General features: G+C 63.0%; 23 protein-coding genes and 1 pseudogene. 13 read left to right on the top strand and 11 right to left on the bottom strand.

Annotation, left to right across the window (positions count from 1 at the left end; all coding sequences use genetic code 11):
- Positions 1 to 140: 140 nt before the first annotated feature.
- Positions 141 to 458: an AMP-binding protein gene (locus AC0L2H_RS09420; protein WP_473589938.1), complete on the bottom strand. Its 318-nt coding sequence runs from the start codon at positions 456 to 458 to the stop codon at positions 141 to 143.
- Here AC0L2H_RS09420 and AC0L2H_RS09425 point away from each other — a divergent pair.
- Positions 409 to 992 (top strand): annotated as a pseudogene (locus AC0L2H_RS09425) (FAD-linked oxidase C-terminal domain-containing protein). The gene AC0L2H_RS09420 and the pseudogene AC0L2H_RS09425 overlap by 50 nt on opposite strands.
- Before the next feature lie 275 nt (positions 993 to 1,267).
- Here AC0L2H_RS09425 and AC0L2H_RS09430 read toward each other — a convergent pair.
- The 9 genes from AC0L2H_RS09430 to AC0L2H_RS09470 all read right to left on the bottom strand — a co-directional run bounded on the left by AC0L2H_RS09430 (position 1,268) and on the right by AC0L2H_RS09470 (position 12,290).
- Entirely contained in the window at positions 1,268 to 2,494 is a 1,227-nt protein-coding gene (locus AC0L2H_RS09430; RefSeq protein ID WP_473589939.1) for a PQQ-dependent sugar dehydrogenase, read from the bottom strand.
- A gap of 230 nt (positions 2,495 to 2,724) precedes the next feature.
- The gene (locus AC0L2H_RS09435) at positions 2,725 to 3,729 is read right to left on the bottom strand and encodes an ABC transporter permease (RefSeq protein WP_473589940.1); all 1,005 of its coding nucleotides are present in this window, start codon (positions 3,727 to 3,729) and stop codon (positions 2,725 to 2,727) included.
- Positions 3,726 to 5,381, bottom strand: coding sequence for a sugar ABC transporter ATP-binding protein (locus AC0L2H_RS09440; protein WP_473589941.1), 1,656 nt, complete (start codon positions 5,379 to 5,381; stop codon positions 3,726 to 3,728). The genes AC0L2H_RS09435 and AC0L2H_RS09440 overlap by 4 nt, the downstream gene beginning before the upstream one ends.
- A gap of 29 nt (positions 5,382 to 5,410) precedes the next feature.
- Entirely contained in the window at positions 5,411 to 6,466 is a 1,056-nt protein-coding gene (locus tag AC0L2H_RS09445) for a sugar ABC transporter substrate-binding protein (RefSeq protein ID WP_473589942.1), read from the bottom strand.
- A gap of 308 nt (positions 6,467 to 6,774) precedes the next feature.
- Positions 6,775 to 7,563, bottom strand: a complete 789-nt coding sequence (locus AC0L2H_RS09450) for an SDR family NAD(P)-dependent oxidoreductase (protein WP_473589943.1) — start codon at positions 7,561 to 7,563, stop codon at positions 6,775 to 6,777.
- Positions 7,564 to 7,578: 15 nt separating this feature from the next.
- Positions 7,579 to 8,538, bottom strand: coding sequence for an ABC transporter permease (locus AC0L2H_RS09455; RefSeq protein ID WP_473589944.1), 960 nt, complete (start codon positions 8,536 to 8,538; stop codon positions 7,579 to 7,581).
- Positions 8,535 to 10,079, bottom strand: a complete 1,545-nt coding sequence (locus tag AC0L2H_RS09460) for a sugar ABC transporter ATP-binding protein (RefSeq protein ID WP_473589945.1) — start codon at positions 10,077 to 10,079, stop codon at positions 8,535 to 8,537. The genes AC0L2H_RS09455 and AC0L2H_RS09460 overlap by 4 nt, the downstream gene beginning before the upstream one ends.
- Entirely contained in the window at positions 10,076 to 11,089 is a 1,014-nt protein-coding gene (locus AC0L2H_RS09465) for an ABC transporter permease (protein WP_473589946.1), read from the bottom strand. Before AC0L2H_RS09465 ends, AC0L2H_RS09460 begins: the two co-directional genes overlap by 4 nt.
- Positions 11,090 to 11,192: 103 nt before the next feature.
- Entirely contained in the window at positions 11,193 to 12,290 is a 1,098-nt protein-coding gene (locus AC0L2H_RS09470; RefSeq protein ID WP_473589947.1) for a sugar ABC transporter substrate-binding protein, read from the bottom strand.
- 306 nt (positions 12,291 to 12,596) lie between these two features.
- Here AC0L2H_RS09470 and AC0L2H_RS09475 point away from each other — a divergent pair, with 306 nt between their 5' ends.
- The 11 genes from AC0L2H_RS09475 (at position 12,597) to AC0L2H_RS09525 (ending at position 24,029) form a co-directional block, all read left to right on the top strand.
- A complete protein-coding gene (locus AC0L2H_RS09475; RefSeq protein WP_473589948.1) occupies positions 12,597 to 13,682 on the top strand; it encodes a LacI family DNA-binding transcriptional regulator in 1,086 nt (361 codons plus the stop codon).
- Between the two features lie 456 nt (positions 13,683 to 14,138).
- Complete coding sequence (locus AC0L2H_RS09480; protein WP_473589949.1) at positions 14,139 to 14,903, top strand: SDR family oxidoreductase; 765 nt, start codon at positions 14,139 to 14,141, stop codon at positions 14,901 to 14,903.
- Between the two features lie 60 nt (positions 14,904 to 14,963).
- The gene (locus AC0L2H_RS09485; RefSeq protein ID WP_473589950.1) at positions 14,964 to 15,608 is read left to right on the top strand and encodes a glucose-6-phosphate isomerase; all 645 of its coding nucleotides are present in this window, start codon (positions 14,964 to 14,966) and stop codon (positions 15,606 to 15,608) included.
- 100 nt (positions 15,609 to 15,708) lie between these two features.
- Positions 15,709 to 16,662, top strand: a complete 954-nt coding sequence (locus AC0L2H_RS09490) for a shikimate dehydrogenase family protein (protein ID WP_473589951.1) — start codon at positions 15,709 to 15,711, stop codon at positions 16,660 to 16,662.
- Between the two features lie 4 nt (positions 16,663 to 16,666).
- On the top strand, positions 16,667 to 17,602 hold the full coding sequence (locus AC0L2H_RS09495) for a phosphoglycerate dehydrogenase (RefSeq protein WP_473589952.1): 936 nt from the start codon (positions 16,667 to 16,669) through the stop codon (positions 17,600 to 17,602).
- Complete coding sequence (locus AC0L2H_RS09500; RefSeq protein WP_473589953.1) at positions 17,599 to 18,456, top strand: MBL fold metallo-hydrolase; 858 nt, start codon at positions 17,599 to 17,601, stop codon at positions 18,454 to 18,456. Before AC0L2H_RS09495 ends, AC0L2H_RS09500 begins: the two co-directional genes overlap by 4 nt.
- A gap of 21 nt (positions 18,457 to 18,477) precedes the next feature.
- Positions 18,478 to 19,368, top strand: coding sequence for an SIS domain-containing protein (locus tag AC0L2H_RS09505; protein ID WP_473589954.1), 891 nt, complete (start codon positions 18,478 to 18,480; stop codon positions 19,366 to 19,368).
- Between the two features lie 19 nt (positions 19,369 to 19,387).
- Complete coding sequence (gene deoC / locus AC0L2H_RS09510; RefSeq protein WP_473589955.1) at positions 19,388 to 20,131, top strand: deoxyribose-phosphate aldolase; 744 nt, start codon at positions 19,388 to 19,390, stop codon at positions 20,129 to 20,131.
- A gap of 40 nt (positions 20,132 to 20,171) precedes the next feature.
- Positions 20,172 to 21,719: a xylulokinase gene (locus AC0L2H_RS09515; RefSeq protein WP_473589956.1), complete on the top strand. Its 1,548-nt coding sequence runs from the start codon at positions 20,172 to 20,174 to the stop codon at positions 21,717 to 21,719.
- A complete protein-coding gene (locus tag AC0L2H_RS09520; protein ID WP_473589957.1) occupies positions 21,716 to 23,236 on the top strand; it encodes a xylulokinase in 1,521 nt (506 codons plus the stop codon). Before AC0L2H_RS09515 ends, AC0L2H_RS09520 begins: the two co-directional genes overlap by 4 nt.
- Positions 23,237 to 23,282: 46 nt before the next feature.
- Positions 23,283 to 24,029: an SDR family NAD(P)-dependent oxidoreductase gene (locus AC0L2H_RS09525; protein ID WP_473589958.1), complete on the top strand. Its 747-nt coding sequence runs from the start codon at positions 23,283 to 23,285 to the stop codon at positions 24,027 to 24,029.
- Between the two features lie 179 nt (positions 24,030 to 24,208).
- Here the strand turns inward: AC0L2H_RS09525 and AC0L2H_RS09530 are convergent, their stop codons facing one another.
- Positions 24,209 to 24,970 carry an SDR family NAD(P)-dependent oxidoreductase gene (locus tag AC0L2H_RS09530; protein WP_473589959.1) on the bottom strand — a complete coding sequence of 254 codons (762 nt, stop codon included), beginning with the start codon at positions 24,968 to 24,970 and terminating at the stop codon, positions 24,209 to 24,211.
- A 307-nt stretch (positions 24,971 to 25,277) separates the two neighbouring features.
- Between AC0L2H_RS09530 and AC0L2H_RS09535 the strand changes: the two genes are divergently transcribed.
- Positions 25,278 to 26,741, top strand: coding sequence for an aldehyde dehydrogenase family protein (locus AC0L2H_RS09535; protein WP_473589960.1), 1,464 nt, complete (start codon positions 25,278 to 25,280; stop codon positions 26,739 to 26,741).
- Positions 26,742 to 26,743 lie beyond the last annotated feature (2 nt).

The raw sequence follows: 26,743 nt of genomic DNA on the forward strand, positions 1-26,743 counted from the left end.
TTGTTCGAATACCGCCCTTTTGACTTGTGCTATCCACACCCCATCAAAGTCAGAAGGTCATTATGCGGACTTCGGTGGCTCACATGCCGCTGGCTCCTCCGGCACCCTCCGGCCTACCATTATCGTTATTGATCAATGTTTTAGGCGGTGGTTCGCCACGAGGTAGGCCGCGCCGTCGAGGCGCTTGCCGCCACAGCCACGAAGCTCGTCGCTATCTCCGGCCCGTTCGGCAGCACGATCGCCACCCGGTCGCCCCGGCCGATGCCGCGCGCGTGCAGCGCCGCCGCCGTGGCGCCGATCAGGTCGCGCAGCCCGCGATGGGCGAGGGTGGGCCGGTCAGGCGCCAGGATCGCCGGCGCTTCATCGGCGCCGGCGGCGAGCGGGCGCGAAAGCCCTTGCGGATTTGCTTTGGTCGCTCCTGCTGGAGGTAGCGGACAGCAGGGAGGGGCCGATCTCAAGGAACCACTAGAGGAGACGCTGACATCTGCGCTCGATGACGGGATCGCTAACGATGCCCTCATCGCCCAGAATGAGGCCCAGGCGGGATCCTTCTGGTACCTGCGCCACGGCGTCTCGGAGGCAATACGACATGCAGGGCCAAACATGTCGCACGACAGCTCGGTCCGCTTGAACGACAGGGAGACTACGTGGTTCGGACGCGCGAGCGAATCGTCGCACGATTTCCGGAAGCGATGCCGCTCTATGTCGGCTACTTCGGTGACGGCAACATGCATCTCGTGGTTATGTTCTCACCGGACGGCTTCGCCGATCGTGCAGCCTATCTGGCGGTTTCGGCCGAGCTTGACACGATCATCGACGTTGTCGTGGTCGAGCTGGGGGGAAGCATCACCGCCGAACATGGCATCGGGCTCAGCTACCGCTCGCGTCTCGCCCGCACCACTGACGCGGCAGAAATCGAGCTGATGCAAGGCATCAAGACTGTCTTCGACCCGAAGAACATCATGAACCCAGGGAAGCTGTTGCCCGGCTGAGCCACGGAAGGCGCTGATAGCCGCCCGGTGAAGGCAGGCGGAACCGGTTTTGAAGAAAGGCGCTTTCATCGGTTCATCGACTGGCAGTTTTGATGTTTGGGCTAGACGATTAGAACGACCGCAATGACCCGAGGTTAATTCCAATGGGTGCTAGACTGCGTCGATCTCGAGGTTCAATTCGTGACCTACCCGCCGGCGACTCCTTGTCCGAACGGCCCTCGGCTGGATCAGGTTCTCCCGCGCGCGATGATCGCATCTTTGCTATCTACCGTAAGTTAGTTCTCGCGTGTCAGGCGAAGAATCTGTCCGCCGTCGTCAGTTAAAAGCACTATCGAACCATCACGCGCTACAGCCACGTCGCGAATGCGGCCGGTTCCTTCCAGATAGCGAGCTTCGCCAGTGACGCGGCCAGCGGAGAGCGTCAGGCGTACAAGCGATAGGCTGGACAGCCCGCCGACGAGGATGCTTCCTCGCCATTCGGGGAACATGCTCCCATCGTAGAAGGCCATGCCGCTCGGCGCGATTACCGGATCCCAGTAATAGATGGGCTGCTCCATGCCATCCCGGGCTGTGATCCCTTCTCCGATAGGCGCTCCGCTATAAGCTTCACCATAGGTAATGATGGGCCAGCCATAATTCTTGCCTGGCTCGGGACGGTTAAGTTCGTCGCCGCCACGCGGGCCATGCTCGATCGTCCACAGTGCGCCATCCGGTCCAAGTGCGGCAGCCTGCACGTTCCTGTGACCGAAGGACCAGATTTCCGGCAGGCCGCCTTCAATCTGGGGATTACCAGGAGCCGCGCCTCCGTCCGGATCGATCCTGATGACCTTACCGAGATGCGCGCCGACGTCTTGGGCTAACTGCTGCTGGCCTCGTTCACCGGTTGTAACAAACAATGCGCCGTCGCGGTCGAAGACAAGGCGCGATCCGAAATGGTAGTTCGACCGCCATGCCGGCTGCTGTTGAAAGACGACCCGCACCTCGCTCAGAGCCGCGCCATCGGCTGACAGAACCCCAGTCGCGACAGCCGTTGCACTACCCTCAGCGCCACGGGGCTGAGAGAAACTCCACCAGACCCGCCGAGACTCATTGAAATCATCGCGAACGGCCACATCGAGGAGCCCGCCTTGGCCCTGCGCCACGATCTCAGGTACCCCCTGGATCGGCTCAGATACTGTCCCGTCGGGCCGCACAAGGCGCATGCGTCCAGGGCGTTCCGTTACCAGCCATCCGCCATCCGGCAACTCCGCCATGCCCCAAGGGTTCTCAAGGCCTTCCGCGACCACGGTGCTTATCAACTGGGTACTGTCGTTGATTACCGGAGCGCGCGTCTGACCTGGGAATGCCGGCTGCTGGTCTGCAGCATTGGGCGGCGCCAAGTTGAAATCCTGGGCGGAGGCATTTCCGGCCGCTGCGAGGATGATAGATGCGATCGCGGCACGAGAGGCAATAGACCAGCTTTGTCGGTGCCCGGTTAGAGAGGCCTGATGTATGTTTCGCATGAGATTATTCCTCTGCAGCTGTTGCTAGGCGCTGGACGGCAAGCTTCGCCCGTGGCTCACCTCTTGGCCAGCCTGTTCTCGACCTTTGTGCGATTGCTGCCGACTGACTGCCACTTGTTCCGCTGAAGGTGGCAATATGCTCGACGTCCCGAAAGGCCGCTTTCCATGCGCGAAGAACATGGTAGGTCTGAGCTTCCGGCGCAAGATCGGCACCAATGCGATGGTGGGTACTACTTTGGACGCAAGCGCAAGAGGCCGGGCAGGATTTGTGCAATGCCGGCATGCCGGAACGCGCCTTGGCGAAACTGGTCGAAAAGCGCGGCAAGCACGATGACGAGGCCGACGCTCATCTGCTGCAGGAAAGGCGAAAGCTCCAGCAGGATGAAGGCGTTGCGCAAGGCGCCGAGCAGGTAGGCGCCAAGCATGGCGCCCAGGATGGAGCCGCGCCCGCCGGAAAGGCTCGCTCCGCCGATGACCACGGCCGCAATCACGTCCAGCTCCAGCCCTGTTCCTGCCTGCGCTTCGGCGACGCTGACCTGTGCGGTGTAGACCATGCCGGCGACCGCCGCCAGCACACCGCTGAAAACGAACACGGCCACACGGGTCGCATTGAGCGGAATGCCGCTCAACCGCGCCGCTTCGTCATTGTCGCCCACGGCAATGATGCGCTGGCCAAGCACGCTGCGTTTCAGCACGATCTGGCCGGCTATGACGAGCCCGATGAAGATCAGCACCTGGACCGGCACGTCGAACAGCTCGCCCTGGCCGATGAACATGACGCTCGGATCGACCATGATCGGCAGGCCGCCGCTGATCACCTGCGTCAAGCCGCGGGCGACCGAGAGCATTCCGAGCGTCGCAATGAAGGAATTCACCCGGCCATAGACGACGATCAGACCGTTTACCAGTCCGGCGGCAGCCCCCACGGCAATCGCGAGACAGATGCCGAGTATCGGATTGAGGCCTTGCGACATGGCATAGGCTCCGCAAAGGCCGCTCAGGCCCATGACCGATCCCACCGACAGGTCGATTTCCCGCGCAATGATGACGAAGGTCTGGCCGATCGCCATGATGCCAACGACGGCAACCGCCACCAGCACGTTCCTCAGATTGTCGGTGCTGAGGAAGTTCGGATTGAAGAACGAGAAGGCGATCGAAAGACCGAGGATGACCGCGACAAGCCCGGCTTCCTGACCTCTGAACAGGGGGAGGCGCTTGAGGCTGGAGAAGGTCATGGGGCAGTCCTCTTTTCGGGATGCAAACCGGGTTGCGGCTCTTCAGGCGCGGTCCCATCGGGCAAAGACAGGTCCGATACCAGCGACGTGACGGCGGCGTCCTCGACCGTTTCTCCAAGTGCGGAAGCCACGACGCGAGCGGCCTGCGGTCCTCGTTCCAGATTGTCCGCGATGCGGCCCTCCCGAACCACGACAATGCGGTCGGCAAGCTGCAGGATCTCGTCGAGTTCCGATGAAACGAACCACACCGCCAGACCCTGGACGTGCGCCAGATTGCGGATCAGGTGATACATGTCGGCCTTGGTGCGCACATCAACGCCGCGTGTCGGTTCGTCGAGGATGACAAGCGACGGGTTCGAGGCGAGGGCGCGCGCTAGAAGGACTTTCTGCTGGTTGCCGCCGGACAGGGACCCTATCGGCGTCGCGACGCTCTCGGCTTTCACGCCGATGTTGTCGGCGCTCTTTTGAGCGAATTCCGTTCTTTGACGGCTGTTGAAAAAGCCGAAGCGGCCGAAGCGCTCGAGCACGTTGGAGGTCAGGTTGAAACAGATATCGTGGCCGTAGAATATCGACGTCCGGCGTTCTTCGCTGATGAAGGCGACGCCGCCGCGCAGTGCCTTGCGCGGCGAACTGAAGCGGACGGGCTGTCCGCAAAGACGGATTTCGCCCGCCAGCAGCGGATCGGCGCCGATAACGGCGCGGATGATCTCCGTGCGTCCCGAGCCGACCAATCCGGCCATGCCGACGATCTCCCCGGCGCGAATGTCCAGATCGACCTCGCGGAAGGCCAGGCCGGCCGCACCGCGGACCGAGAGCACGGGGGTTGCGGATGTGTCGACGCGCGGCGTTGCCGGGGCGCCGGAGTCCGGAATGACTTCGGCCGCCGAAAGCCGTTCTCCAGCCATCGACCGGATGGCCTTCTGCTTCGGCAGATCCTCGACCGTTCCCTCGCCGACCTTGCGGCCGTCGCGCATCACCACGACCCGGTCGGCGATCTCGTAGACCTCTCCCAGCCTGTGGCTCACCAGCACGACGGCCGTGCCTTGATCGCGCAGCCGTCTGACGATCGCAAACAGCCGGTCGGTCTCGCGGCGCGTCAGGCTTGAATTCGGTTCGTCGAGGAAGAGCACGCGTGGATTAGCGGCAAGCGCGCGGGCGATCTCCACAAGCTGGCGTTCGGCGGCCGACAGGCTGGCGCATTTTCGATCGAGGTCGGGCAGGTCGTCTGCCAGCCCGAACCCGCCAAGAAGTTTTTGCGCGTCCGTCACCAGTCGGTTGCGCCGATGCAGCGACGCGCCGGAACATGTGCCCAGCCTTGCCAGGAATATGTTCTCGGCAACCGTCATCTCAGAGACAAGCTGCGGCTCCTGGTGGACCACGGCAATGCCGAGTCCGGTCGCGGCAAGCGGGCCCGGAATGATCGTGGGCACGCCTGAAATGATGACCTGTCCGCTGCTGGGCTGAAGTTCGCCCGAGCAGATGCGGATAAGCGTGGATTTGCCCGCACCATTCTCACCGAGCAGCGCGGTCACGAGGCCGGGACGGAAGCTCATGCTGACGTCGATCAGGGCATGCACCGATCCGAAACTCTTGCCGACGGCCGTGACCTCCAATGCGGTATTGGCGTCCGTCGGCAATCCCGGTCCAGTCATGTCTTTCGCACCGCTATGTTCCACACAGCCTAGAGGTGAGGAACGGTTCCCACCGGAAGCAAGGCCGGATCGAGCTTATCGACATTCTCCTTGGTCATGAACAGGCTGATCGCAGGCTGGAGAACCTGTTCCGGCTTTTGTTGCGCGACGATGTTGTTGAACAATGAAATCGCGACATTGTAGCCTTGGCCGAACTCGTCCTGGCCGGTGGCGCCATACATGCTTCCGTCGCGGATGGCGGCAATGTTCTCCTGGGTGAAGTCGTAACCGACCACCTTGATGCTGTCCTGCTTCCCGGCGGCCTTGACGGCCTGCGCCGCACCGAATGGACCGCCCGCGGTGGCGTAGATCGCGACGAGGTCCGGGGTGGAGGTAAGGAAGTCCTTGGCCGCGGAGAACGTCGTGCCGGCGGAGTCCTTTGCTTCAACGCCATCATTGACCGGCGTGATCTTGCTGCCCTTCAGCCCTTCCAGGAAGCCCTGGCGACGCTGCTCGGAGCCTGGGGCGGTGAACTGGCTGACGATGATGCCGACCTTGCCGGGTTTGTCGCCCACCGACTTGATCAGTTCGGCGGCGGCATTCTGGCCAGCCTTGATCTGGTCCTGCGCATAGTTGATCACGCCGCCGGCTTGCTCGACGCACGGAAACAGCGTGTTGTAGGCGCCCATCGAGATCTTCTTGGCGACCATGTCTTTCAGCACAGTGCAATTGCCTTCGCCGGCAATGAAGAAGCCGATGCCATTGTAGCCCTGGATGGCGGCAGCGTTGATGGCCTGGTTGACCGTCGGCACATCGATATTGGCACCAGCGACGATCCATTTCACTTCGCCGCCGCGCGGGCCAAGCACCTCATTGGCGGTCTCGGCGCCTTTTTGCACCGCAACCCAGTACGGGTTGTTGGCGAACCCGATTATGGCGATTTTCGCCTTGACGCCGCCGTCATTCGCCACCGGCTGCGGGCGCCCCGCGATCGGATCCATCCCTTCCGCCAATGCAGCGTTGCCAGCCATGAGGGCCGCAAGCGAAACCATGACAAAAGCCGCACGGCGGCCTGCCGAGGCAGTTTCCTCAAAAAACATTTTCATAGGGTCCTCCCGAACCGTTGCTGTGTTGTGTCGAAATCAAGGTAGCAAGGCGACCGGCTCCTCCTCATCGGCCTGGATCTGTCGCCTCCTTCGTCAGGTCGTCATCCGGGTTGGAGCACGATCATTCATGCCCTCCCCAATTGGTACTGTTACTACATTTTATTTTCGTTACAAGTCCGACCTGGTTTATGGGGGCAAAGAACTAGCGATGACCAAGAGGGTTTTGATCATGTCGCGCTGCTCGATCGTGTAGCTTTGATATGATTTGTGTACTTTTGCTACCGTGCGGACGCCAATGCGATTGCCGGTCAGACGGTTTTCAACATGCCACCATCGACATGATAGGTGGAGCCGACGGAGTAAGACGCGCGGTCGGAGCACAGGAACACGAAGAAGGCCGCCAGCTCCTCCGGCTTGCCGAAGCGCCGGATCGGGGCATACTCGTCGGCGACGCCCTGCAGATAGGCTTCCCAATCACCGCCCTTGCCGGAGGTCAATTGCTTGGCAGTCTTGATCCAGTCCGGCGTGAGGATCAGGCCCGCATTGACGGTGTTGACCCGGATGTTGTCCTTGACCACCTCGTTAGCGAGCGTCTTTGAAAACATCATCAGCGCCGATTTGGTAACGTTATAGATCGGCTCGTACCAGAGCGGCTGCGTCGCGCAGATCGAGGCGTTGTGCAGTACTACGCCGCCGCCGCGCCGCTTCATCCCCGGCACAATGCCGCGCGCCAGGCGGACCGCCGCCATGACGTGCAGTTCCCAGTAGTGCTGCCACTTGTCGTCGGGCGCCTCCAGGATCGTCTCGTTGCTTCCCGAGCCGGCATTGTTGATCAGTATGTCGGCGCCGCCGAACGCTTCGGTCGCGGCGATGAGCGTGTCGCAGCCGGCCGCGGTGGCGACGTCGCAGACAACCGGCAGCGTCTTGATGCCGTGCACCTTGGCGACTTTCGCCGCCTCGTCCTTCAGGCGGTCGCCTTGCCTGGCCGCCATGACGATGTCGACCCCTTCTTCGGCCAGTGCGTTGGCGATCGCCAGTCCGATCCCGACGCTGCCGCCAGTGATCACGGCAACCTTGCCGCTGAGATGCATGTCCATGCCGGAGTCTCCACGCTATTTGACGATAGGTATCTTCGATCTGTCGATGGTTATGGCAACCGCCGCGATCAGGACGACGCCAAAGACGATGTTCTGCGCGAAGATATTGACACCGAGGAACGTCATGCCGATGCGCACGACCGAAATGATGAGGGCGCCGACCAGCGTTCGCCAGATGCTGCCTACGCCACCGGTGATGGCGGTGCCGCCGACCACGACGGCGGCGATCGACGGCAAGAGCAGCTCCGCGGCCAGCGTCGGCGAGCCGCTCGCCAGCCTGCCCGCAAGAACGACGCCGGCGAGTGCTGCGAATCCTCCCGACAGCACGAACGCGAATATCTTCTGCCGACCGACCTTGACGCCCGAGGCATAGGCTGCCGGTTCGCCGGCGCCGATGGCCGCGCTGTAGCGTCCGAAGCGGGTATGGGCTTGCAGAACATGCGCGACCGCGAGCACGACGAGCCCGATGACGATCACTCCCGGTACACCGAAGATCGTCCCCGTGATCCAGCTCTGGTAGGAGCGCTCGATGTCGGGCAGCATGATCGAGCGTTCGCGCGAGATGACCAGCGCACTGCTGTAGAGCACGCCGCCCATCGCCAGTGTGGCGATGAAGGACGGTATCTTCAGCCGGACATGGGCGACGCCGGAAAGCAGCCCGGCCACGAGGCCGAGCCCGATCGCCAGAACGAAGGCACCGTAACCAAGCGGTGCGACCGTGAGCGCGACGACGACGCTGGCCAGCGACGCCATCGACTGGATCGACAGGTCTATGCCGCCAAGCATGATGACGAAAGTGACGCCGGTGGCGAGGATGAACAGTACGGCGGTGTCGCTGGCGAGCTGCAGCAGCGTGGCCGGTTGCAGGAAGACCGGTTGCAGCGTTCCCACCAGGATGACCAGGATTATCAGCGTCGCCAGCGGCAGCCATTGCCGCAACCGGTCGCTGCCCAGCCTGTCGGCAAATGCGCTCATACCATGTATCCGATCAGGTCGACCTGGCGCGGCTTTGCGCCGGGATTGGCGGAGGTCCGGTGGGTGATTTCGCCATCGCGCATTACCAGCACCGTATGGCTGAGCCCGATGGTTTCTTCCAGCGTGTCCGAAGTCAGGATAACGGCGAGGCCTTCCGTCGTGACCGCACGCACGAGTTCGTAGACTTCTTCCTTGGCGCCGACGTCGAGCCCGCGTGTCGGATGGTCGAGGATCAGCACTTTCGCCTTGGCGTTCAGCCATTTCGCCAGCACGACCTTCTGCTGGTTGCCGCCCGACAGATTGAGACAGAGCGTGTTGATGCCGGGCGTGCGGACCTTGAGGCGCTCGACCCAGCTGGACGCCAGCCGCCGTTCCTCGCGCGCATCGATCAGGCCGTGCCGGCTAAGGCTTTCGAGGTCGGCGAGCGTGATGTTCGCCGCAACCGGAAGGAACAGCACCAACCCTTCCACACGCCGCTCACGTGGAATGTAACCGATACCGCTGTCTACCGCCTCGGCCGGTGTGCGTAGCGTCACCTCGCGGCCGTTGACCACAAGACGACCGCCATCATGCGGCGCGAAGCCGGCAAGGGTGCGTGTCAGCTCCTCACGCCCCGAGCCGATAACCCCGGCGATGCCAAGGATCTCCCCTCGGTGCAGCTGAAACGAGACGTCCCGGTAGGCGCCGGTGAGCGACAGGCTGTGGGCCTCCACCGCAATCTCCGCGCGATAAGGTTTTTGCAGCGGCTCTCGATAATACTCAGCCTGCAGGCTGCGGCCGACCATCAGATGATGCAGCTCATTGACATCTGCGTCGCCTGCCTTGCGTTCGGCGACCACGGCGCCGTCCTTCATCACATAGATACGGTCTGACAGCTCCAGCACTTCGTCCAGCCGGTGCGAAACGAAGATGAACGACGCGCGCGATTTCAGCGCCCGTACGCGCGCAAACAGGATATCGATCTCGGCGCGCTCGAGAACGGATGTCGGCTCGTCGAGCAGAATGATCAGATGCCCGGCCCCTCGTTCCTCGAGCGTCAGCGCCTTGGCGAGCTCGACCATCTGCCGTGATGCAAAGTCCAGCTCTTCGGAGCGCGTGCGCGGGTCGACGTCGACCTTCACCTTGGCGAGCTGCCGGGCGGCCGCATCGTAGAGCGTGCGCCAGTTCACAATGCCGAAGCGGGTGAACTGCTCCTCGTTGCCGAGGTAGATATTTTCTCCGACGGAGAGGTTGGTGAGCAGCGACTGCTCCTGGAAGACCATGCCGATACCTTGGCAGTTGGCGTCCGCGGCATCGAGGAAACGGGTTGGACGACCACCCACCCTTATCTCGCCGGCATCATGCTGATAGACGCCGGAGAGGATCTTCATCAGCGTTGATTTGCCGGCGCCGTTTTCGCCGATCAGCCCGACAACTTCTCCCGGCCGCAGTTCGATCGAGACCTGTTTCAGCGCATGGACACCGGGAAAGCGCTTGTCGACATTGACCAGTGACAGCACGGGGGCAAGCGACAGCACGGGCTCGGGCGACGGCGCGTTCATTTGACGATCCGCATCAGCTTGCGGTCGATCGAGAGGGCGACCGCGGCGATGATCATCAGACCTTGCACGCCGATCTGCACGCTCGGCGGCACGCCCATGAGCACCATGCCGTTGGCAAGCACCACGACGATCAGCACGCCGACCAACGTCTGCAGCACACTGCCCTGGCCGCCGGAGAGCGCGGTGCCGCCGACGACGACTGCGGTGACCGTGGTGAACAGGCGGCCATTGCCGATCTGTGCATTGCCGAGGCCGAGCTGCGCAGCCGCGAGGATGCCGCCTATGGCATAAAAGACACCGGCGAGCGTGAACGCCATGATGCGCACACGCGCCACCGAAATTCCCGACAGTGCCGCCAATTCCTCGCCGCCGCCCAGCGCATAGATATGGCGGCCGAGCCGCGTGTAGTTCTGGATGACGAGCGCTACGCCGAGGCAGGCGAGCGCCAGCCACACCCCTCGTGGGAAGCCAAGGAAGCGCTCGATCGCCAGCCCGCGGATCATTGGATCGTTGATGCGGATCGCCATGCCGCCGAGCAAGGCATTGGCGGCACCGACACCGATGAACCAGGTGCCGAGTGTCGTCATGAACGACGGCACCTTCAACTTGACGTGGATAACGCCGTTGACGAAACCCACGGCGGCGCCGATCACCAGCACCGCCAGCACCGCAAGCAGCCCGTAGTCATTGCCGTTGGCGCCATTCAGCACCAGCATCGACAGGATGACGGCCGAGAGCGTCAGCACACCTTCGACCGAGAGGTCGATCGAGCCCATCAGGATGATGAAGGTTGCGCCGAGACCAAGCACCAGCGGGATCATCGCCGACTGGCTGATACGCACGAAATTGCCGAAGCTCAGAAAGTTCGGATTGATGATCGCGATGATGATGCAGAGCAGGACGAGGACGATGACCGGCGCCCACGACGCCAGCCTGAAACGGCCAACGCGCTTTGCGGGCGTCGCGTCGGGGAGCGCGGAGGTCGCGGATGTGCTTTGGGTGCTCGTCATGGGCTGCCGATCGACGCAGGCACCGCGGCTCGGCCGCAGTGCATGAAATGCTGCCAGGGGCGGAAAGGGGGCGCGGGCGGCATAACCGGCCGCGCCCGTCGGTTCAGTATTTGATCTGCCCGCTCACACGGCCCCAGATGTCGTTCCAGTCAAGCTTCGGTTCGGACTTGATGTTGCTGTCGTAGAAAGACTGCGCGTTCTCGGCCGTGATGATAACGCCGGTGCCGTAGAATTCGCGGTGTTCCTTGCCTTCCTTGGACGGATCGAACTTGCCGGTCTTGGCGTGGTAGCCGATCGACAGCCCCATCCCTCCTTGCCAGTACGGGTCCCAGGCGACGGTGCCGGCCAGTTCACCCTTCAATATGGCCTCCACGGCGAGTTGGATGCCGTCGACGCCGGTGACCGGCACCTTGCCAGCGCGGCCGTCGGCACGCAGCGCCTCGACGGCGGCAAGCGCCATGTCGTCGTTGGCCGCCCAAATGCCGCCGATCTCGTCGCCGAACTGCGTCAGCCAGGCATTGGTCTTTTCCAGCGCTTCGGTCGCCGACCAGTTGGCGACCTGCATGTCGAGCAGCTTTACGTCGGGATTGGCCTTGAGGGCCTCTTCCAGGCCGGCCTTGCGTTCGATGGCCGGCACGTTGGACTCGATGCCGCCGAGCGCCACGATCCCACCCTTGCCGCCCATCGCCTTGATAAGAGCCTCGGCCATCGCCTTGCCGTAGGGCACGCCGCTGAACGAAATGTGCGCGACATAGTTCGGGTCGAAGTCCCATGGATGCAGATCGGCGGGCTTGTTCCACTGGGTCACGACAGAGGCTCCCGCCGCCTTGCAGGCCTCCACGATCGGACGGGCATCAGGGCTGTCGTTGGGATCGACATTGATGACGCAATTGCCGCCGGTCTTGGCGAGAATCGCCTTGATGTCGGCGATGCCCTTCTCGCTGTTGCCTTCGGTCACCAGTGTCACATATTCGGCGCCGACCGACTTGGCGAAAGCTTCGCCGCCCTTGTTCCACGTCGCGTGGTAAGGGTTGGACAGCGACCGGATCGAATTGACGACGGTTGGCTTGTCCTGCGCAAAAGCGCGGCGTGTGATGATTGCGGGAAATGCGCCGGCCGCTCCGAGCAGCGTGGCGCCCTTCAGAAATTCACGCCGTCCGAACGGACGGCCAAACACAGTTGTAGCGGTCTTCCTCACCATAGGTCACTCCTCCCGACGGAGGGTGCCTTGGCCTGGCATCCTCCTGCTCCTCCAGGTCGGCAGTGTGCTCCAAAGGACTCGCAGCGGCGTCCTGCTTTCCGGGCGTCCGGCGGCTGTTCCCGCTAAACGCCTGCACCGCACCATGTCGCACATTGACGAAGCCAATCCAACGATGCATAGCTATGCACGGCCCAAAAACACTGTCAATGCCCAGTCAGCGCAGCGGCTAAAGAATAAGCCGGGTCAGGGTTGGCGGCTCGCACGCAAAGCGGTACGGACGATTGTTGGTTGCGGGGAAGACGTGAGATGACGGCTGAGAAGAAGGCCGCGACGTTGGGCGCGGCGGACGCGTCGCCGGATCCGGACTGGCCGCGCGGGACCCTTAAGAAATACGCCTCGTCGATCGACGTCGCGCGTGTCGCGGGCGTCTCGCAGTCGCAAGTGTCGCGCACCTTCAGCGGTGGCAGCAAGGTCTCCGAAAGCACGCGCAAGAAAGTGCTGGAAGCGGCGGAGCGGCTCGACTATCGGCCGAGTCTCATTCCCAGGATCATGCTGACCCACAAGTCGAACCTCGTCGCCATCGTGGTCGGTGGGCTCTACAACCCATTCTACTCGGCCGTCCTCGAAGAGTTCATGATCAGGTTCCAGGCCGCCGGTCATCAGGTGCTGCTGTTACACATTCCAAACGATCACGCGCTGGACGACGTCATCCCGAAGCTGGCGAGCTATCGGGTCGATGCCATCGTCAGCGCGCTGGCGATCCTGTCGCCAGCTGGTGCCGCGACGCTCGCCAAGTTGAAGATCCCGGTGATTGCGTTCAACACAGCGGTCAACAACGAATGGGTCACGTCGGTGTCGAGCGAGAATTTCGAGGCCGGGCGAGAGATCGCCGATCTGTTCATCGCGCGCGGCGCCCGCTCGTTCGGCTTCATCTCGGGTCCGTCGACCAGCCCGGCAAGCGCGCGGCGCCGGGAAGGATTCGAGGAACGGCTCCGGGAGAGGGGCGCGCGCCCGCCGACTATTGCGCGCGGCGACTACCGCTACGAGGGCGGCTTCGCGGCGGCGCTGAGCATGTTCGGCGGCTCGTCCCGACCCGATGCGTTGTTTTGCGCCAACGACCTGCTGGCGATCGGCGCGATCGACGCGCTCCGACTGCGGCTTGGCTTGCGGGTGCCGGACGACGTCCTTGTGGCGGGCTTCGATGACATTCCCGCCGCATCCTGGGCTTCCGTCGACCTAACGACGTTTACGCCTGATGCGGCGGCCATGGTGGACGAGACGATTTCGATCGTGCTGTCGGCTGCCAACGGCAAGCCGCTGGCGACAAAACCCGTCGTCGTCTCGGCGCAGCTGATAGAGCGTGGGACAACCAACAGGGGTCTGCGATCCTAGCCCGGCGGCACGCGAGCGTTACCACTGGTTCACCCGTTTGGCGTGCGCTTCCTTCCAGGGCCGTGCACGGATGCGCCCAACCTGCCGCTGCAATTCATGGACCGATCTCCGGAATACCATCTGCGTGTTCGGTACTTTTACTACATAATAGACCCAACCCCGCCGTAAATCTTGTGTGCAGTCCCCTCAGACCTCCTGTACAATGCCCATATTTGAGCGACCGGCCTATTGACACCGAAAAGTCTAGGTAGTCTCATTACAGAAAATGAAAGTTGCGTTACGGGGAAGCTCGCCCGGACGCTTCGGGGAGGAGTGCGTGTACACAGATCAGTTCAGACCGGATGGCAGGGCGGCGCTTGTCAGCGGTGGCCGCCATGGAATTGGCCTTGAATGCGCACGTGCTCTTGGTGATGCCGGAGCGCGGGTGATCACCCATACGCGTCAGGAGTATTGAATATGGCCGGTGTCGAAGCAGCATCCGATTTCCTCGATTTCTCGGGCAAGACGGTTGTGGTAACCGGCGCTGCCGCCGGAATTGGCATGGCGGTGGCCGAGGCGTTTTCGGCGCGCGGAGCGTTGGTCGCGCTGGCCGATCGTGATCCGAAGGTGATCGAAACAGCCGCTGCGCTCGGCCAACGGCATGTCGCCTATGTTGTCGATGTCACTGACGAGCCTGCCGTCGAGAAAATGGCGGAATCGGTGACAGAGGCCTTCGGCCGGATAGACATACTGGTCAACAACGCCGGAATAGGTCCGCTTGCACCTGCCGAAAGATACCCCACCGCCGAATGGGACCGCACGCTCGACATCAACCTGAAAGGGGCCTTCCTGGTAGCGCGCGCATTTGCGCCGGGGATGCTGGCACGCGGGTTCGGCCGCATCGTCAACATGGCCTCGCAGGCCGCCATCATCGGAATCGAAGGCCATATCGCCTATTGCGCCAGCAAGGCTGGAATCGTTGGAATGACGAAATGCATGGCGCTGGAATGGGGACCACGCGGGGTGACGGTGAATGCCGTGTCGCCGACCGTGGTCGAAACGGAGCTCGGCCTTAGCGGCTGGGCCGGCGAGAAGGGGGAGCGCGCACGCGCGGCAATACCCACCCGCCGGTTCGCCAAGCCGGGGGAGATAGCCGCGTCGATCCTCTATCTGGCAAGCGACGCCGCCGCGATGATCAACGGCGCCAATCTCGTCATCGACGGCGGGTACACGATCACATGAAGGTCATGTTCCAACCACCGGTTGCGAATGACGCCAAATCAAATGGTTACGAGGTGAATATTGACCAACTTGTTTGAGCCCGTTGGCTGCACCGTCGATCCGGTCGCCGGCAGCTTGTCCCATGCCACCGGCCGATATCAGAAGCGGTTCGGCGAGCTCGACGGGCTCTATGCCGACAACTCGGCCTTCGACGCGATGCGTGCCGAGTGGCACGACCGGGTCGTTTACGAGGTTTCCGAGTTCCGGCCGCGCGAAGACGTCGGCGACCTGATATTCGGCGTCACCCGGATGTCACCTGGAAAGGTGGGCGACGAGTACTTCATGACGCGCGGCCACATTCACAAGCAGGCAGACAGACCCGAGATCTACTACGGCCGAAATGGCCGCGGATTGATGCTCATGGAATCCCCGGAAGGTGAGGTCCGCATCGTGCCGATTGACGAACTGACCGTCTGCTACGTGCCGCCTTTCTGGATCCACCGGTCGGTGAATACGGGCAACGTCGATCTGGTCATGCTGTTCTGCTATCCAGCCGATTCCGGCCAGGACTACGAAATCATCGCCCGTTCCGGCGGCATGCGGTCGCGTGTTGTCGACGATGGTGCAGGCGGTTGGAAGGCGGTCGAAAATCCCGCCTGGCAACCCCGTGATGCCACGACCATTACCAGACTGTATGCGTCACGAAACGCCGGGGCACCAGCGTGACCGGGCTCTTCAAAGCGACAATGGAGCTTCGCGTCGTCCTCAGGATGTTTGTTGAACGAACGTCCTCTTTCGCCAACCGACTGCGTCGGGAAATGGCGCAATGAGCCGTTACCAGCCCGCGAGCCAGCCGACCTTCTACTTCATCGGTGTGACGACCGCCAAGAGCTCGATCATGCGAGTGTTCCCAGCCTGGGCGCGCTATCTCGAGCTGAAGGACGCAGTCATCAAGGGGATCGATTTCCCGCTTCATGCCGATCCGGCGAGCTATCGCGAAGTCGTCTCTTTCATCAAATCCGACCCTCTTTCGCTTGGCGCACTGGTTACCACGCACAAGATCGATCTGTTCAACGCTGCGCGCGACCTCTTCGACGTGATCGATCCGCATGCACGCCTGATGCATGAAACCAGCTGTCTTTCGAAACGGGATGGTCAGCTCGTGTGCCACGCGAAGGACCCGATTTCGTCGGGGCTGTCGATCGACGGATTCATCGCTCCCGGCTACTTCGCGACGTCGGCCGCCGAGGTGCTGTCGATGGGAGCCGGCGGCTCGACCATCGCCCTGACGTGGCATTTGATGCGCAAGGAATGCGGCACCGATGTGCCCTCGCGCATCGTCGTGACGAACCGATCGCAGCCGCGTCTCGATCATCTGGCACGCATCCATGCCGATCTCGGCTCACCGGTTCCTGTCGAGTACGTGCTGGCGGATCGCCCCGAGCTCAACGACCGGGCGATGGCCGGGCTGAAGCCGGGATCGCTGGTCATCAACGCGACCGGGCTCGGCAAGGACGCGCCGGGGTCGCCGATCACCGACGCCGGCATTTTTCCGGAGCGGGGCATCGCCTGGGACCTGAACTATCGTGGCGATCTCATCTTCCTCGACCAGGCGCGGCGCCAGCAGGATGCGCGCCGGCTGCGGATCGAAGACGGCTGGACTTATTTCCTGCACGGCTGGACGCAGGTCATCGCCGAGGTTTTCGACGTGACCATCCCGACTTCAGGTCCAACGTTCGAAGAGCTGTCTCGCATCGCTGTCGCGTCGGCAAAGGGGTGACGTCATGGACCGCATCCTTGTCACGCCGCGATCGCTGACGCTCGACCCTCCGCCGGAGCTCCAGCTCCTGGCCGAGGCCGGGTTCGAGCTTGTCTTTCCTCCCGCCGGCCGCCAACCGAACGAGGCCGAGTTGCTCGGCCTCGTTCCCGGCTGCGTGGGCTGGCTGGCGGGCGTCGAGGCCGTTTCGCCAAGGGTTGTGGAGGCTGCCGACCGGCTGCGCGCCATCAGCCGCAACGGTGTCGGCCTCGATAATCTGCCGATGCGGGAACTCGAGCGGCGCGGCATTCGTGTTCTCAAGGCCGAGAACGCCAATTCGATCGGCGTGGCCGAGTTGACCATCGGGCTGATGCTGGCTGGGCTGCGCCGCATCCCGGCGGCCGACGCCGGCATCAAGGCAGGCGAATGGCTGCGCTTTCGCGGCGCGGAAATCGCTGGACGGACGGTCGGGCTTGTCGGCTGCGGCGCGGTCGGTCGCCATGTCGCCAGTGTGACTTTGGCCATGGGCGCGAACGTTATCGCGTACGACCCGTTTCGACAGGACTTCGAGATATCGGGGCCGCTCGGCTGGCGCGAGCTGGATGATGTTTTTCGCGAAGCCGCGATCATATCGCTGCATTGCCCGCCGCCACCCGGCGGGCAGCCGCTGATCGATGCACGGCGCCTGTCCGAAATGAGGCCTCGCTCCATCCTGGTCAACACGGCGAGAGCCGCGCTGATTGACGAGGATTCGGTGCGGGAGGCACTCGATGAGGGTCACCTCGCCGCTTACGCTACTGACGTCTTTGCCGAAGAGCCGCCGCGTCCCGGCGGCCTCGCCAGCCATCCGGGTGTCATCGCCACCAGCCACATCGGCGGTTTCACGGAAGAGAGTGTTGGCAAGGCGACGCGGATGGCCATTGCCAATCTGCTCGACGCCTTGGCAGCGGAGCGTATGAGATGAGGACGCTTGAGGTTATACCCTTCTCCGAGCCGCTGGCGGAAAGGCTGGCCGCGCCGCCATCCGGCACGACTTTGTTCTGGCTCGGTCAAGCCGGCTTCGCCATCGCATCGGCCGGCCGGCTCGTCCTGATCGATCCGTACCTTTCCGACAGCCTTGCACGGAAATATCAGGGCAAGGCTTTCTCGCATGAGCGCATGATGCCGCCGCCCGTGGCCATAGACGATCTCGGGCCTGTAGACCTGGTGGTTGTCACGCATCACCACACCGATCACATGGATCCGGAGACTCTCGCGCCGATAGCCGCGGCTAACGCGCAGTGCCGTTTCGTGGTCCCGCGAGCTTCAGCAGGCGAGGCTACCCGACGCATCGGCGTAGGTTCCGACCGGCTGTTCGCCCTCGACGTAGGCGATACTGTAGAGCCCTTGCCCGGGTTCACCGTCACCGCGATCCGCGCCGCGCATGAGACACTCGAGCGCTCGCTCGAAGGCCATCATCGTTTCCTCGGTTACGTCTTCGTGACCGGTGGCGCGCGTCTCTACCACTCGGGCGACACAGTGCCCTTCGAAGGTCTGGCGGCTGAAGTGTCCGCACTGGCACCCAACGTTGCCTTGTTGCCCGTGAACGGCAGGAGAGCAGAGCTGACCGCTGCCGGCATCGCCGGCAATCTGACGCTTGCGGAAGCATGCCAACTCGCCGGCGCCATCGGAGCAAAGCACCTGATCGCGCACCATTATGGGATGTTCGCGTTCAATACGCTGGAGCCGGCAATCATCGATACCGCTGCAATGGAGGCTGGTTGCGCGGTCGATATCCATAGGGCACGAACGGCAGTTGAGTATAGGCTGTCGAACTGAGCCCCGATGATGAGGATGGAGATGCCCCCAAAGCCAAGACTTTCCACTCCGACCGACGGAAACGACAACATTCTCGAAGTGGTTCGGGTGAAACGCCACGAATTGCGCAAGTCCGACCGCAAGGTCTGCGATGTCGTGCTGGCGGATCCGAAGCGCATCCTGAACGCCACCGTGGCGGAAACGGCCGAGTGGGCCGAGGTCAGTCAGCCGACCGTCATCCGTTTCTGCATATCGATCGGTTGCCAGGGATATCAGGACTTCAAGCTGCGGCTTGCCCAGAGCCTTGCGCTCGGCACGCCTGCAACGCACTCGGTCATCCTCGACACCGATTCGTCGGCCGAGGTAGCCGAGAAGATCTTCGACTACACGATCACCAGCCTCGACTGGGTCCGCAATCGCCTGGATCCCGTTGCCATTGGACAGGCGGTGCAGATCCTGGAGAAGGCCAACCGCATCGAGTTTTTCGGATTTGGTGCTTCTGGCATCGTTGCGCGCGACGCGCAGCAGAAGTTCCCGCTGTTCGGTGTGCCATGCGGTGCCGAGACCGATTCGCATCAGCAGATCATGGTGGTCTCCATGCTGAAGCAAGGCGACGTGGTCGTCGTGATCTCCAATACGGGCGCGACGCTGTCGATCATCGAGACTGCCCGGCGTGCACGCGAACGCGGCTGCCAAGTGATCGGATTGGTCGGAATGAACGGACCGTTGGTCCACTATTGCGACGTCGTCATCGTGGTCGAGACGCTGGAAAACACCAACATCTATACACCGACCATCTCGCGCATCGCGGCCCTGACCGTCGTCGACGTCCTGTCGACGGCCGTCGCTCTGCGCCGAGGTGCAGAACATGTCGACCGCTTCACCGGGATGAAGCGAAACCTGAGTTTCCTGCGAACCACGGACCGGATCTGAGCCCGATTGGACAAAGAGCATGCCCCGCAACACCCGACCAAACACCATGTCGTCAATTGATGCCCGTGAACTTGCCGCGCTGATCGACATCAGCGCGGTGCAGGCGTTCCACAGCGAACAGGACGTTCGCGAGCTTGCCGAAATTGCGGTCGCGCAGGGTTTTGTCGCAGCGCATGTTCTACCACATTTCGTGCCGTTGCTGCGCTCGCTCCTGCCGCGAGAAGGAGCCACGATGGTGGGCGGACCCGTGGGCTTTCCGTCTGGTGGGCACACGACGAAGATCAAGGCAGCCGAAGCCGCCGGCCTGGTCGCCGCCGGCGCTCAGGAACTCGACATGATGATCAATGTCGGCCGGCTGAAGTCGAACGATCTCGCTTATGTCCGCGCCGACATCCGTGCTGTCGTCGAGGCGATTGCGCCGGTTCCGGTGAAAGTGATCCTGGAACTCGCGCATCTGAGCGACGATGAAATCCGCAAGGGCGCGGAGATCGTTGCGGCCAGTGGTGCTGCCTTCGTCAAGACCGGCACCGGCTGGACGCCCAACGCAACCACCGCGGAGAGGTTGCGGCTCATCATCGAGACGGTCGACGGCGCCGTCGGGGTCAAGGCTTCGGGGGGCATCCGTAGCCTCGAAGCCATTGCCGAGATGCTTCGACTCGGCGTGACGCGTTTCGGCATCAACACCAAGGTCGCGGTCGATCTGGTCCGACAGTGTGCGGAATTGCTTGGTGGCAGGCTCGATCTCGCCCGGGAGATCGCCTGACGGCTTTGCGGAAGGTGCTGGCAGGGAGGAAAGTTGGCGCATGTCGGTATCGGTAGTGGCGTTCGACCTGGGAACCGGTGGCGTGAAGGCTGCGGTGTTCCGGTCCGACGGGGCCTGCGTTGCCGAATGCATCGTGCCATACCAGACCTTCTATCCATCGCCGTCGCGGCATGAGCAGCGTCCGCTCGACTGGTGGAACAGCGTGCTCGAAAGCCTGAGAACGCTTCTGGCGGAACCGGCAGTCGATGCCCAGTCGGTGCGGGCGATCGCTATCTCCGGGCACAGCCTTGGCTGCGTTCCGCTGTCGGATACCGGCGAACTGCTGCAGGAGTTTACGCCGATCTGGTCGGACGGCCGCGCCGAGCAGGAGGCCGAGGCCTTTTTCTCGAAGACCGATCGGCTGGGCTGGTATCGCAGGACGGGCAACGGATTCCCCGCATCGCTCTACACCGTGTTCAAAGTGCTCTGGCTGCGTCGACACGAGCCGGACGTCTTTGCGCGCACCCGCACGATCATCGGCACCAAGGATTTCATCAACTACCGCCTGACGGGCTGCATTATGACCGACCATTCCTATGCCTCCGGCACGGGCGCCTATGACCTGCAGGCCGGCCGCTATTGGGAGGAACTGCTGGCGGCCGCCGAGCTCGATGCCGGATTGTTTCCCGATATCGTTGCTTCGACCGATGTGGTCGGCGAGGTTCTGCCTGACGTGGCAGCGATGCTCGGCCTTCCGCCGGGCGTCGTGGTGGTCGCCGGTGGCGTGGACAACAGCTGCATGGCGCTGGGAGCATGCACCTTCGCCGAGGGCGACGCGTTCAGTTCGATGGGTTCGTCGAGCTGGCTGACCGTTTCGTCGTCGCAGCCGCTGCTCGACGACCGGGTCTGGCCCTATGTCTTTGCGCATGTCGTGCCGGGGATGTTCATTTCCGCCACGTCGATCTTCTCGTCCGGGACCAGCCTTAACTGGGTGCGCGACAATTTGCTGCCCGACATTGCGGAGAGGGCAACGGCCGCCGGCCGCGACGTGTTTGATGAGCTTTTCCAGATGGCGCTTGCGTCTCCGCGGGGCGCGCACGGTCTCGTCTTCCTGCCGGCGCTGGGCGGCGGCACCGCACTCGAAGGCGGGCCGGCGGTGCGCGGCGGCTTCGTTGGCCTCGACCTCAGGCATGACCGAGCCGACCTGATGCGCGCCACGCTCGAGGGCATAGCGCTTGGCTTGCGCGTCGCGCTCGACGAAGTGCGGCGGATGACAACCGTGCGCGACGAGATGATCATGGTCGGCGGTGGTGCTCGCAGTGCCATCTGGCGTCGGATTTTCGCGGATGTCTTCGGCTGCACGATCCTGAAGACAGGCATAGACCAACAGGCGGCCGCGCTCGGCGCCGCCGCGCTTGCCCTGGTGGGCATTGGCGCCTGGCCCGACTTTCAGCGTATCCGCGAGCTTCATGTCGCCGAAAACCGTACCGATCCCGATCCCGAAGCTGTTTCCGTCTACGAAGCGGCGCTGAATGCGTATCGACTTGCCGCCGCGCAACAGCTCGCGCTTTCGGGGCCGCTGTTGGCGCTTCGGGAGTTGTCGTCATGAGCCCTGAGCTTTTTCTCGCCGTTGACGTCGGCACCGGCAGCGTCCGTGCCGCCCTGGTCGATCCGCGCGGCAGGATCCTCGCGATCGCGGCGCGGGAGCATGACCAGATCGTACCCGAATTCGGCTGGGCCGAGCAGCGGCCGCTCGACTGGTGGGAAGGCGCGCGCGCCAGCATCGCAGCCGTCCTCGATCGGATCGACGGTGCGCGCAACCGTGTCCTGGCGGTCTGCGTGTGCGGGCAGATGCACGGGCTTGTGCTGCTTGATGAAAACGGTGTGCTGACGCGCCCCACCGCACCGCTGTGGAACGACAAGCGCACGGTCGACCTCGTCCGGCGGTTCGAAGAGGAAAACGATCCGGAGAGCTATCTAGCCGAGAGCGGCAACACGCCGACGCCGGCCTGGCCCGGGTTCAAGCTGCAATGGGTGCGCGACAACGACCCCGATGCCTATGCCCGAAGCGCGGTGGCAATCATGCCTAAAGACTATATCAACTATCGCCTGACCGGCGAGATCGCTATGGATACGGGCGATGCCTCCTGCAGTTTCCTGATGAATCCCGAGCGCCGCGATTGGTCGTCCGTGATGATCGAGCGCATGCAACTGGACGGCAGCAAGCTGCCTCCGATCCGCAACCCGCTCGACATCATCGGGCACGTCACCGAGGCGGCCGCCCGCGACACCGGCCTGAACGCCGGCACGCCGGTGCTGGTTGGCGGCGCCGACTTTCCCGTGGCGCTGCTCGGTTCGGGCGCGTGCCGTCCGGGCATCGGCTCCGACAGCACCGGTACGGGCGCAATCATCACGGTCATTGCCGAAAAGCCATTGCTTGATCCGGAAATCTCCAACGTGGCCACGATCGAGGGGAATTGGGGACCCTTCGTGCTGCTGGAGACCGGCGGCGATGGCATGCGCTGGGCGCGGCGCGCCTTTCATGATCGTGCGCTCTCCTACGATGAGATCGTCGCACGTGCCGCCACCGCCCCGGCAGGATCGGACGCGCTTTTCTTCCTGCCGTTTCTCACCGGCGAGCGCCTGGGCAAGCACCGCAACGCCAGGGCTCAGTTTTTCGGGCTGGGTGCTGCGCATGGAATGGAGCATCTGCATCGTTCGATCCTGGAAGGCATCGCCTTTGCCGTCGCGCGCCACATCCGCATCATGGAGAAGGCGTCGGGAAAGGCGCTTGAACGTGTAATCGCCGCCGGCGGCGGCGCGCGTAACGAACTCTGGTTGAAGATCAAGGCAAGCATGTTCGGGATCCCCATCCTCGTCCCGCGGGAGCCGGAATGTGGGATCGTCGGCTGCGCCGCCATGGCCGCGACCGCGACGGGGCGCTTCAGCAAGGTGGAGGACGCCGCCGAGAGCTTCGTCGCATACGGCAAGGAAATCCTGCCCGATCCCTCATGGGCCGAGACCTACCACCGCATGCAACCGGTGTTCGACAAGCTCTACCACCACAGCCAGGCGATTTACGACGACATCGACGCCCTCAACGCTGCTTCGCGTGTGCGGGACTGATGATGGTCTCGCCTGGCTCCAGGACGACCCAACGCAGGAGGAGAACATGCAGGAGATCATCGACAGTTTTCGGCCCGGCCTGTTCAAGGGCAAGACAATCCTCGTCACCGGCGGCTCAAGTGGCATAGGGCTGGCCATCGCCAAGGGCTTCGCCCGCCTCGGCGGTTCGGTCGTCGCCATTGGCAGTTCAAAGCAGAAGCTTGCGGCCGCGCGTGCCGGGAGCCCGGACATTCGCTTCGAGCAGGTCGACGTGCGCGACGCCAAGGCCATCAAATTGTTCATGGACGGCCTCGACAGGCTGGACGTCCTGGTAAACGGCGCCGGCATCGCGCGCCCGCTGTCGGAGTTCGAGGACGAAACCTATCTCGAGGTCATCGACGTCAATCTCAACAGCCAGATGCGTTTTGCCATGGCCGCGCGCCTATTGCTCAAGGCTTCGGGCGGCTCGATCATCAATATCGCCTCGATGCTGAGCTATCTGTCGGATCCCACCGTTCCCGCCTACGGCGCCAGCAAGACCGGCGTGCTCGGCTTGACCCGGCATCTCGCGCACGCCTTCGGACCGGAGGGCATTCGCGTCAACGCCATCTCCCCTGGCTACCACAAGACGGATATGACGAAGGCGCTGTGGACCGATCCGGTTCCGGCCGAGAAAATCGCGGCCCGCTCCGCGCTGAAGCGCTGGGGAACGGTGGACGATCTCGTCGGGACGGCGTTGTTCCTGTCGTCACCGGCGGCGACCTTCGTGACGGGCGCCGACCTGCCTGTGGACGGTGGCTTCGTGGTCGGCTGACGCTGGTCAGCGCTTTTTGGCGATCAGCAGCTTGCATTGGTTGGGGCGTTGAACGGGTGAGATCATCGCCAGCCGGCTCGACCACCTCGATTTCGGCCTTGCTCAGGTGCCCGCCACAAACCCAAGCCGTCGCTTCTTTTCGAGAGCCGAAGCTATTGCCATGAACTATTTCTCACTGCTCAGACCGAAGTATAGCCCGCGTCGGCGCTGACAATGCTGCCGGTCATCAGGCTGGATGCATCGGACGCCAGGAAGAGAACGACCGAGGCGATTTCATCCGGCCTGCCCATCCGCTTCATGGGCGTGAGGTCGATCCAGCGATCGGTCATGTCCTTGTTCTGTTCGAGGTTCGCGAGCAGAGGTGTCTCGATATAGGTGGGCGCCACAGCGTTGACGCGCACGCCACGCTGTGCCCATTCGACAGCCAGCGATCGCGTCAGATGATGTACGCCGGCCTTGGAGGCGTTGTAGTGGCATTGCGGCTGTGGCGTGTTGACGATGTCCGCCGACATCGAGCCGATGTTGATGATCGAGCCGCGACCGGCCTGCAGCATCTTGCGCCCGAAGGCGCGGCAGCACTTGAAAACGCCAGTCAGGTTGACGCCGATCACCCGGTCCCATTCTTCGTCGGTCATATCCTCGGCTGCTGTGTTGGAGGCGATGCCCGCGTTGGCGACCAGGACATCCAGAGGCGGCAGCGAGCCGGCGAGCGCGTCGAGGGCCTCGCTCTTTGTAACGTCCAGGGCATGCGCATCGGCCTTGAGGCCGCGGCCCGCGAGTTTCCCGGCGACCGCCTTGGCGCGAGCGGCATCAATGTCGGTGACATGGACATGGGCTCCGGCTTCCGCCAGCGCCGTCGCACAGGCCTCGCCAATCCCCTGGCCCGCTCCCGTGACCAGAGCGATTCGACCCGTCAGATCGAATTTGGATATGTATGACATGGGTTCCTCCATATTTTCGCTCTCTGCGTCTTCGCATACAGTAGTAGAACTACCATTTTGTTAGCGCCGCAATGACCATGGCTGCCCGCCAAGGCGGTTGCAGAGCCGAAAGCGTAATGAAATCCAGGTTAGCTCTTGGAAAACTAATTGATTCACATATGGAAAGCAAAGGGTTAGGAAGAACAGGGTAACGTCAGGTGATTGACCCCATCTGCCGCCGAGAAGAGGTTGCGCTAACTAGTAAATCTAGTTTATGAGGATTGGTGGACAAAACCCGGAGGCGCGGGGCAGATAGAGGAAGCCGTCCTTGATAACGGAACTTGCCGGGAAGCTTTTTATAGGCGGCGCCTGGAAGGCGGGCGAGGGTGCTCGGATTCCGGTTGAGAATCCCGCGACGGGCGAGGTGCTCGCCCATATTGCCGCGGCGACGCCGGCCGAGGTCGATCTGGCTGTCGCGGCCGCCCGGAAGGCCTTCACGAACTGGTCGCGAGTGGCGCCTGTCGAGCGCTCGAAGGCGCTCCATCGTCTGGGCGACATCATTAGCGCCGAGGCGAACGGCATGGCCCGTATCATGACGCTCGAACAGGGCAAGCCGCTTAACGAGGCCAGGGGCGAAATCCTGAAGCTTGCAGAAGCCTGCCATTTCTACGCGGAAGAGGCGGTGCGCATCCATGGCGAGATCGTGCCGAACAGCACGACAGACATCGACAGCCTCGTCGTGCGCGAGCCGATCGGCGTGGTCGGCGCCATCACGCCCTGGAATTATCCAGCGGAGCTGATCGGCTGGAAACTGTGCGGGGCGCTCGCCGCAGGCTGCACCATCGTCATCAAACCGGCCGAACTGACGCCGTTTACCGCACTTGCCATCGCAAGCATGGTCGAGAAGGCCAAGATTCCGGCCGGCGTCGTCAATGTCGTCACCGGTCCCGGCTCGAAGGTCGGTCAGGCGCTTGTGGAACACCCCGGGGTGGACAAGATCGCGTTCACCGGCTCCAGTGCGGTGGGCCTTCACATCCAGCGGTCGTGCCCCACCATCAAGCGATTGTCGCTGGAGCTCGGCGGCAATTGTCCCCTCATCGTCACGGCTTCGGCCGATCTCGATGCAGCGGTCAAGGGTGCGGTCCGCCGCTCGTTCCGCAACATGGGCCAGATCTGCATCGCCATCAATCGCATCTATGTCGCGCGGCAGATCGCGGACGCGTTCGTGGATCGCCTCGGGGAGGCGGCTGACAGGCTGGTCATCGGCAATGGCATCGAGAGGCCGGATGCCGATGTCGGTGCGATGGCTTCCGCCGAGCCGCTCAACAAGACGAAGGAACATCTCGCGGACGCACTTGCAAAAGGCGCGAAGCTCATCGCCGGCGGCAGTGCGCCGGAGGGTGACGCCTTCGCCCGCGGCTATTTCTTTCGCCCGACCGTGGTTGCCGGATGCACGCATGACATGAAGGTGATGACGGAGGAGACCTTCGGGCCGCTCGTCGGCGTGATGTCCTTCGATGGGCTCGACGAGGCGGTGGAACTCGCCAACGACACGCCTTTTGGTCTTGCCTCCTACGTCTATGCCAAGGACATGGACGAGATCCGCTATTTGTCGAGCCGGCTCGACTACGGAAACGTTGCCGTCAACAATGTCGACGCCGGCATCATGAACGCGCCCTATGGTGGCCGCAAGCAGAGCGGCGTCGGCTATGAGCACGGCCGCGAAGGCATGCTCGAATACCTGAACTTCAAGCATGTCCGCATCCGCTATGACGAGCCGAAGGGAAGGTGAGC

The organism is Mesorhizobium sp. WSM4871 (genome assembly GCF_055811295.1).